This window comes from Methylobacterium sp. E-005 (assembly GCF_022829725.1).
GTDB lineage: Bacteria > Pseudomonadota > Alphaproteobacteria > Rhizobiales > Beijerinckiaceae > Methylobacterium.
In genome coordinates this window covers 89833-98973 of the sequence record NZ_JAKSYG010000108.1, presented here as the reverse complement: position 1 = coordinate 98973, position 9141 = coordinate 89833, and the positions used below count along the sequence as shown (strand labels likewise).

Genomic DNA, 9141 nt, shown 5'->3' with positions numbered 1-9141 from the left:
CCCGCCGCCTCAGCCCTCGATGCCGGCGATCCGGCAGGCCATCTTGGATCACCTCAGTCGGCCGCCAGCGCAGCGATGCCCGCACTGTGACGCCGATCTCAACCTGCCACCCTGAAACCAATCTGCCAAAGTAGTGCTAGGACTCGCCTTCACGGCGGTTCAGCAGGTTGGTGAATGAGACCGAGAAGCTGGCCGATTGGCCAGACCAATATTGGGGATCCTGAGGCCTACCGCGCAAAGACTTTGATTTCGGACCACGTTGTGGAGTGCCGATCAGCGCCATCCTTCCTACGCCGAGCTCCTGTGACTTCGGTCGCAATCTGCACGCCAAGATCAGCCGCGCGCGATCAGCGCCTGATGTTCCTCACCTATGCCAGACAGGTCGAACCGACGAACAATGACCGCGAGCGGCTCCTACGTCCGGCTGTCGTGCCGCGGAAGGGACCACAGGCAGCCGCGCCATGTGGGCCGCTGAGGGCGAGGCTGCAATCCGTACCGTCGACACCCTGCGCCTGACTGGCGCCAATCCATTCGGCACCATCCGCAAAACCGTCGGCGCCTAACCGCGCCATTATGAGCCTGAGTGGATACGCGTCGAGCGCCGGATCCGGCTTCCAACGAGAGCTCACCCAATATCACCATGAGCTTGAGCAGTTAGGAACTCAACACGTCGTCGAACTGAGTTTGGTTCAGCGCGACAATCTTCTCATAGCCCGCGGCCAGATTTGATCGGAACTGATCGAACTCAGCAGGATTGAAATCGGACGACGAAAAAAAGCGAAGAACCTCGTCGTGCTTATCGAAAAAATAGCCGAACGGTCCGATTATCTCGGCCAATTCCTCTCCAAAATCGGTTCGCAGCCCAATGATTGGCGTGCCTGTTAGCAGCATGTCCATCACGGCTCCGCTTGCGTGGAGGCGATACGGATCGCTTGGAAGGTGGAGAAAGAAATCGGCTTTGGTGATCTCCTTGAGTCGATCTGCATAATCAATGGCGAAGGATTTAACTTTCTGATTGCTGACAGATTTAAAGCTGTTCGAGAGAGAAACAAGCTCAAATCGGCTGCTTGATGAATCGAGACGTTCGAGTTCGCCCAATAATTCTTTGTTTTTTGGCGACAAACCATGCCAGCCCGACATGAATATGACGCGGGGGCTTCTGGTACGTATGTCAGAGGCGTCGAGGGCGGGTCCTGGTAGCTTTCTAATTCCGACCGGATGCATAAGAGCTGCGATATTGCTACGGTAGAACAATGGGCCAATGGCGGTTTCGATATTTGCGCGAATTCTGCCTCCCAATGCAATAAATTTAACCTTACGGAACGCGCAAAATAAAAAATACCATTTTACGAAGTTTTTGATACGCGTTACTCGGCTGGTGAGTCCCAGATTCACCAAGTGACTATGAAGCGTCCAGAGGATCGGTCGTTGGGTTATTCCCCTGTGGAATACATTCATATATACAAAAATACCATACTCAAGATTTGTAAATAGAACGAGATCGAATCGGTCTTTTGCAATTAATTTATGTACAATACTTCTGATCTCAGCCCTGCGACTCCATGGAATAAATGTAACGCGGCTGGCAATGTTTAAATCCAGGTATTGTTCGAGCGCATCGCAGTGTGTGCTCTCGGCGATAACTGTGACACGTGTATAGCGGGAGGCGGCAAGACATACCATGCCTGTATTAACCAAAATATGCGACTGTCCAACGACGGAGGGATCAATCAGTAGGGCATTTTCCTCACTCATAGAAACAGTGTGACTGCTCATATTCAAATGCCTCGGCGGCAGTGATCTAAAAAAAATGAAAGAAGTTGTGGTACTTGAACTGAGCTAGGCCGGAACGCAGAGCCCCATGCGAGACTGGTCCAGCAGCGCTTAGGCTCAATTTTTCGTAGCGCAGTGCACCTGCCATGTCCAACAGCAGCGACCCTCGTCGCTACCGCTCATCGGCCCGGATAAATGTGCCTTCTAAGCCTGACCCACCACACCCTGTCTAAGCAGGTTGCCTGAGGGCGGACGCGCCTGACCGATGATCGCTGGCCGATGCATGATCTTAGAATGGCGTGTCGCGGAATGCGCCGCCGTCTTCTAGAGAGTGGACAGAGCGCCCGAGTGGATCGGAGGTTGAGTCCGTGTGATCTGCAGTAGCTTGGCAAAGACGGGCGCGACCTCGCTTGGACCAACACGACGGCATCTCGGCTTTGCACCGGCCTTCCCTGAGCCCCAAGCGAAAATCGTGCAAATCGTCTCCGGCAATCCGATTGAGATTCGGTTTTCTGATAAGGCTCATGTCGACTGGAAGAACACGATCATTCGTATGCCGCCGAGAGCCGTCTTGTGTGGTGTGTCGAGCGGCGTTGGGAACAGTGCGTACGGACAGCCATACGGACAGTGTACGGCGCGTTCAGCCCTCTGAGATCGTCGAGATCGGCCGCCTTCGGTGCTGGTCGGAAGACGCGAAGCTCCGCATCGTGCTGAAGATCCGCAGAGGCCACGGTTGGTGTCGGCGACGGCGTGCTGGCTCGGGATCTCGCAGCCGCTGCTGTTGATCCGGCGGCACGCATTCGCAGCCAGTGGATCATCGGCAGTGGCCGAGCCGGGCGCCCCCTCGGAGCATGGCACTCACCCGCCCGCGTCGCCGGCTCCGGGCCGGAGAGTGAGCGTACTGGATCGGGGCCGGCGCGTCGTCAAGGCCGGGGTGTATGGCGCAGCGCTCACCCGCGTCCTCGACGTTGCTGGCGCGGCACAACGACCCCGGTCCCATCGGCCGCCCGGGTGTGGATTGGCATCGGCGTCACCGACATGCGCCGCAGCATGAACGGTTTGGCGCTGCTGGTGCAGGAAGGGGGTAGTCGCAATCCCCATGCTGGCGATCTGTACGTCTTCCGCGGATGTTGCGCCGACCCAATCAAATGCCTCTGGCTGGGCGGCTGCCTTTCCACATCTGCTTCCCTCTCCGTCGCGCTAGGCGGACCTCGTGTCTGCACGCGAGACAAATAAAGGCGGCCGGCTGAGGGACTCAAACAAACTCTGAGGCTGACGTAAGAGTCTCATCCTCAGCCAATATCGCACAATCCGTTACTTACATGAGCACGTCGTGCGAAGGCCTTCCGCTTTAAAAAGGCCCGCTCCTACGAGCATGCACCTATTTTACCAACCCCGAACAAATATCATAACAAAATTTTGTGTCGGAAAAACGCAGTGAGTGGTCGTTCGACAGCTATCCAGACAACGATACCGGACATAATTACCATAATAGTAAGCAGTAGAACCAAGCAATCAAAAGGGACGTATCTAACATTTAGATAGTTGATTATTTTAGCCCAGAAAGGAAGGGCAAATACTTGCGATAGATAGATAGAATAAGATGCTGCGCCAACCTTACGCAAAACTGTCCCTCCCAATCCCGGAATACAAAATTTATAACCGGTAAGGACAATTAAGATTGATGGAATACCCCAGATGATAAAGCGTGACACTTCAGTTTCGACCGGGGGCCAATACGCACTGTACGCGATTGAGCCCAGACCGAGGGCAAATAAGCAGCCGCGCAACCCTTGATTGATGGGTTTGCGGTATAAAACCAACCACGCTACCCAAACTCCTCCGAGGAAATCTAGAAACAGCCAACTCGTGTAGAAAGTTATTAGATTGGATCCGTGAGGTAGCGTTCTACCGATTAAAACGAGTGATAAGAGTGCCCCAGTGATTATGCGCAGAGCTTTATTTTGATCAAAGCTCAGAGATATCGCAAATAAATAATAAAACATAAATTCATAATTCAACGTCCATCCGACGCCGAGTGTGGGAGCGATAACACCTGAGGGAGAAGGAAAAGGAATAAATAGATACGACGCCACGAACCAAAAAACATCCACATCACGACCGTTGCTAAAAATGCTAGGCGCAAATAGTAAAATGAAAATCGTCAGGCTCGTTAGGAGCCAATAAAGTGGGATGATCCTTACGGCCCGCTTTAATAGAAAGCTGCGTATCGCACCGGGCCGTCGAAAATCGGATCGATGGGTATAAAACATGATAAATCCGGAGATGACGAAAAATAGATCCACTCCGAAGTCACCAACAATCCACTGATTGCCATCGGCAGATTTAAAAAAAGAGCTTTCCGGATTGCTGTTGATAGAAACCGAAACGCGAGTAATCGAATGGGTGAAAACGACAGCAATCGCTGCCACTGCACGCATAACTTGAATGCCTTCCAAACTCGGCATCTGATCGCGAATTTTGCTCGCAGTCGGCCTGGTCGTAGTATCCAACTTAAGCCCCATTCATTGATTTGCCGGCGCCAATGTTGCGCTGTTTAGTGGGATCTGAATGCAAAAAAGTCCGGCATCAAACAAAAATTCGATCGACGTTCTGTGCCGGTCTCGAGTCGCATTCTTAAACAGAGAGGTCCTTTATCCTGATTTGATGCTCTTGTCGGAACTGCGGGGTCGGTCTGCCAGAAATCCTATAACCATTCAAATATCGAGTAATAAAATTTAACTCAAGTTATTACCGATTATCGTAAGCCTCGTATCTCTGATCGGGGAATTTTTAGAATTGATCCTGAATGATAAAGTATAAAGCGACAACATTAATCCTCCGTATGTTGCAATTTGCAACTATTGAATTACATGTTGCCGCGATACGATTTTCGCTTTTGCAATTCGAGTGAACCAAAACGATGTATCGACAAACGTACCTGTAATTACATGATTTTCTCTCGTTTCAATATTGGGTTTGTACATTTTTTAGTTGGTTCTAGGGATGGCTGAATCAGGTGCGGATCCTTCCGGCGTTGGATCAGCCGTGAGAGGCCAACACATCAATCGCATCAGCGTTCGGCCGTCGTTCTCATTCGCTGATCTCAAGGGGCAAGCGCGCGATCATTGTCTGCCCTTGCCGCGGTAAGCCGTAGGCCTAGCGTTCGCGATGCCGGGGGCGAGCCTTCTTCACACATATTGTATCGAAAGGGGCAGCGGAAGCAGTGCTCAATGGAGTAATAGGAATCTGCTCCGCGCCCGCGGCCGCGATCGGTTGAACAAGATGAATCACCGTCGGTCGCTTCTTGCAGTCCGGGGCGGCCGACAGGATGTGCGGTCGTGCCAACTCCTGTCGCCGCACAAAAGCGACCCCGCCGGCCCGCCGCCGTGGAAGTCATGGAAGTGGAAGTCATGGAACCGGGAGGGCAGCCCCACGGCTCGGGCAGCCGGGACACCCAGGGATGCGATGCGAGGGGCACGGCTCAACCGCGCATCAGTTGGGCGTAGGCCTGCGCTGTCGTTTTCCATGAAAAACGATTGATCCTTTGTCGACCCGCGGCGATCAATTCGCTCCTCAGTTGAGTGGAACTACGCAACCTTTCGATGTGCCGAACCCAGGCCATCGGATCGTCCGGCGCGGCCATCAGGGCAGCGTCTCCGCAGACTTCCGGCATGCTGGCGCGATCCGATGAAATAACAGGACAGCCGCGCGTCATCGCTTCGAGGATCGGGAGCCCGAAGCCTTCAGTCCATGAGGGGAACAAAAGACATAGCGCACGCTCCAATAGAAAAGCCAAGTCGTTATCGTCCATCCGACCGGTGAAATGGACGTTCTCCCCCCCCGTCAGAGCATCGTCGGAATAAATTTTGGCGGATCCGCCCACGATGATGACGTCGATCCCCGCATCGCCGAGGCGCGGAGCTATGTCCATGACAAGCCGGAGATTCTTGTGCGGCGCGCGGGAGCCGAGGGCAAGGACGAACGGGCGCCCTGCACCAGCACGGCGGTTGTTCAGAATAGAGGGAGCGGATTGGGCGCCTTGAGGATCCCAAGCAAGTGCGTGTTCGTGCCCGTTGGGGAGAACGATAATATCGGACATCTTCAGTGGAAGGTGTCGGGCGATCTGTGCCGCTGAGTCTGTCGAGACGCTCGTTATCCGACTGGCTCTGCGAGCCAGGGCAGTTTGGAGGCCGCGATAATAAATACGAAACGAGGTGCTGTAACTCTCGGGTCGAATGAAGACATTCGCGTCGTGAATGCACAAAACCTGTCGTGATTTTATAACTGGCGCGATATTGCATAGGTTGAGCAAATCGCCACGCCACCGCGCAGGTAAGATGAACTGCTCCCAAGCATGGCCGCCGACACGTCCGAACTCGACGAGGGGCATCCGCGACAGATTCGGGTCCGTCGCGCCGTTTGGTGTTAAGATTGGAGCTGACTGGTTCGCTGCGCCAAGAATTTCATTGAGATGATAGGCGACGTTCCAGGCGTATCTCTGAACACCAGTCAGATTCTGAGTCAGAAAGCGGCCGTTCAACGCAAACCACGGTTTTGATTCCATCTTACTGTTCCCAATGGCGCACACGCCGAGTTTGTGCGAGCGCTCGCGATCCCATGAGATTTGCGGTGCTGGTCATGCTGGCAAAGCGTTTAGGCGTACGGGACACCAGGGTTTGGGGCATACCTGTCTGACTCGGTGTTCGCTACCAGCCTGCTGGAATAAGACCCGCATCATGAAAGAGCGAACACAGCCGAGCCTCTGTGGGACCGAATTTGCGCCCTGGCTCGGGTTCTTCGAGGTTTGCCAGTTCAAACGGGCGGAGAGCTGTGTTGGGGCCGAAACCTTGAGCGCTTTGGCCGGTGTGGACACGCCCCAGGCTTGACAATGGAATATGCAAGGGCTGCAGTCATATTCATAGGCGCTCGAATGCGCAGAGCCTTCAAAAATTTGCCGTGATGCGGCTACAGGGGAATGCACTCGCGGGCGCTACTTTCGATCGCTGAAATGCGTCAGCAATCCCACCCCTTTTCCTGGCGTCCGGCAAAGTCTGATAATTCCTTCGCTTGCCATCAATCTCGAAGCGCAGATTTAACCCCCCACGCCCGAAAGAGGGGATGCTTCGTGCGGGTTGCGCCGTATTGATGATGTTCGGCGTCTGACTTTATAAAATACGCAACTACGGGCACCGCAAAATAAACAATTTGCGTTGGGCGCAGCCACCGAGGCTGCGCCGCGCACTCCGGAAGCTTCGTCCTGTAATTCTGTGGCGGGATTAGGCGTCGGAGGAATGAACAATGGACTTGTGCATCCGTCAGCTCGATCCAGTGAGAGTAACGCCGCTTCACCGGCTGATACCGACCGAGATGCTCGAGCAGGTCACGCCAGCGCCCGCCATCCAGAGAAGCCCAGCAAGGAACCGACGTTTGTCGCTGCGCGGACCGCCCTTGCCCTTGGTCCCCCCGGGGACGAACTCTTCGATTCACTGCCACTAATCCTTCCGAAGCGCGTCGCAGTTCATCGCCAACCTCTTCGGCCAGCGTTGAATCCAATCTCAGACTGGAGGGGGATCCCAACAGCGTTGTATCGTCACCACGCCCTAGCGATTGGGGCGCTAAAGGCCGATCCTCGCGGGCCTCCAGAGTCGGTTTTTACGGCTGCCTGCGCCGTCTTCGGCCACCGGATCCGGCTGCGCGCGGTCGATGCTCCACTTCCGGCTTGGGAAACGTCAGCCAGGATTGAAGTTTGAATGGAGCGGGTACCGGGAATCGAACCCGGGTATTCAGCTTGGAAGGCTGCTGCTCTACCATTGAGCTACACCCGCGCGGGCGGATCGTTAGCATGCCGGCCCGCGCGTGAGAAGGTGGTTCAGCGCAAGCCGAGCGCGGCTCGGGCCTCGGCGGTCGTGGCGACGCGGCGGCCGTGGCGGGAAACGGCCGCCGCGGCCAGCCCGACCAACTCGGCGTTGCTGCCCGCGAGCCGGTCCTTCGTCACCCGAATGTTGTCCTCCAGGCCGGTGCGCACCGCATCCGCCCCGCGCCTGAGCGCCCAATCCATCACCACCCCTTGGTTGCGGCCGATCCCGGCGGCCGTCCAGGTCGCCTCGGGCAGGATCCGATGCGTCTCGGCGAGCAGAATATCGAGGAGATGCTCTTCGGCCGGCATCGCGTTCTGAACGCCCATCACGAACTGGACGTGCGGACGCGTGTCGATCAGGCCCGCCTCCACCAGCCGTTTGGCCCCGTGCAGATGCGACAGGTCGAAGATCTCGATCTCGGGCCGGACACCGTATTGCTTCATCTGGCCGGCGAGTTCGGTCACGAGGCTCGCGGAATTCTCGTAGACGATCGTTGGGAAGTTCACCGAGCCGGTGGACAGGGAGGCCATGTCGGGCCGGTGCTTGAGCGGGAGGCCGCGGGCGGCCGGATCGCGCCCGCGCCCGCCGGTCGAGAACTGCACGATCATCCCGGGGCAGTGCTTGCGCAGCCCCTCCTGCACGGCGGCGAATCTATCGGGGTCGGAGGAGGGCGACTCGTCGTCGTTGCGCACGTGGATGTGGCAGAGCGTGGCGCCCGCCTCGAAGGCCTGATGGGTCGACTCGATCTGCTCCGCCACCGTGACGGGCACGGCCGGGTTGTCCTTCTTGCGTGGGACCGAACCTGTGATCGCTACCGCGATCACCACGGGGGTGTCGCTCCGAGATGTGGCCATCCGTGTATCCTCCCTGTCTCGTCCCCCGCGCCGTCCGGGATAGCGCTGCCGAGCACGGATCTGAACCAATCATTGCGGGCGTCGGGTCCGCAGGCGGGACATCTCCGGCTGGATGACAGCCCGGACTTGTGTCGCGACGGCGCTTGTCGCACCTCTTCGGGCCGCGAGGCACATGATGAACCACACCATCCTGGTCCTGAACGGGCCGAACCTGAACCTGCTGGGCAAACGCCAGCCGGAGATCTACGGGCGCGAGACGCTGGCCGACGTCGAGGCCCTGTGCCGCGAGACCGCCACCGGCTTCGGACTGGCGGTGGATTTCCGCCAGAGCAACGCCGAGCACGTGCTGATCGACGCGATCCAGGCGTTCCGGGTCGGCTCGGCCGGCATCGTGATCAACGCGGGCGCCTACACGCACACCTCCGTGGCGATCCTCGACGCGCTCAACACCTGCGAGGTGCCGGTGGTCGAGTGCCACATCTCGAACGTTCACCGGCGCGAGGCTTTTCGCCATCATTCCTACGTCTCGCTCGCGGCCACGGCCGTGCTCGCCGGTTTCGGGACGCATGGCTATGCTCTGGCGATCCGGCACCTCGCGCATCTGCGGGCCGGTCGGACTGCGTGAAGCGCGGATAGCGTGCCGCGCAGGGTTG

Annotated in this window: 6 protein-coding genes, 1 tRNA gene and 2 pseudogenes; 3 read left to right on the top strand and 6 right to left on the bottom strand. The window is 56.8% G+C overall.

All coding sequences use genetic code 11. The annotated features are described in order from the left end of the window. Positions 1 to 272: 272 nt before the first annotated feature. Positions 273 to 563, top strand: a pseudogene (locus tag MKK88_RS13115) (IS66 family transposase); the annotation flags it as partial. Positions 564 to 654: 91 nt separating this feature from the next. Here MKK88_RS13115 and MKK88_RS13110 read toward each other — a convergent pair. Then, positions 655 to 1776 (bottom strand): hypothetical protein, encoded by a 1122-nt coding sequence (locus MKK88_RS13110; protein ID WP_244000311.1) that lies wholly within the window; start codon positions 1774 to 1776, stop codon positions 655 to 657. Positions 1777 to 2523: 747 nt separating this feature from the next. On the opposite strand from MKK88_RS13110, the gene tnpB reads away from it, so the two are divergent. Further along, positions 2524 to 3009: an IS66 family insertion sequence element accessory protein TnpB gene (gene tnpB / locus MKK88_RS34270; RefSeq protein WP_409566655.1), complete on the top strand. Its 486-nt coding sequence runs from the start codon at positions 2524 to 2526 to the stop codon at positions 3007 to 3009. 170 nt (positions 3010 to 3179) lie between these two features. Here the strand turns inward: tnpB and MKK88_RS13105 are convergent, their stop codons facing one another. The 5 genes and pseudogenes from MKK88_RS13105 to MKK88_RS13085 all read right to left on the bottom strand — a co-directional run bounded on the left by MKK88_RS13105 (position 3180) and on the right by MKK88_RS13085 (position 8488). Next, positions 3180 to 4241, bottom strand: coding sequence for an acyltransferase family protein (locus tag MKK88_RS13105; protein ID WP_244000309.1), 1062 nt, complete (start codon positions 4239 to 4241; stop codon positions 3180 to 3182). Positions 4242 to 5257: 1016 nt separating this feature from the next. Next, positions 5258 to 6340, bottom strand: a complete 1083-nt coding sequence (locus tag MKK88_RS13100) for a glycosyltransferase family 4 protein (RefSeq protein WP_244000308.1) — start codon at positions 6338 to 6340, stop codon at positions 5258 to 5260. A gap of 752 nt (positions 6341 to 7092) precedes the next feature. Further along, a pseudogene (locus tag MKK88_RS13095) lies at positions 7093 to 7259 on the bottom strand (IS5/IS1182 family transposase); the annotation flags it as partial. Between the two features lie 268 nt (positions 7260 to 7527). After that, positions 7528 to 7601 (bottom strand) — tRNA-Gly (locus MKK88_RS13090). Between the two features lie 44 nt (positions 7602 to 7645). Further along, positions 7646 to 8488, bottom strand: a complete 843-nt coding sequence (locus MKK88_RS13085) for a 3-keto-5-aminohexanoate cleavage protein (protein WP_244000306.1) — start codon at positions 8486 to 8488, stop codon at positions 7646 to 7648. A gap of 175 nt (positions 8489 to 8663) precedes the next feature. Between MKK88_RS13085 and aroQ the strand changes: the two genes are divergently transcribed. After that, positions 8664 to 9113, top strand: a complete 450-nt coding sequence (aroQ, locus tag MKK88_RS13080) for a type II 3-dehydroquinate dehydratase (RefSeq protein WP_244000304.1) — start codon at positions 8664 to 8666, stop codon at positions 9111 to 9113. The last annotated feature ends 28 nt before the right edge of the window (positions 9114 to 9141 follow it).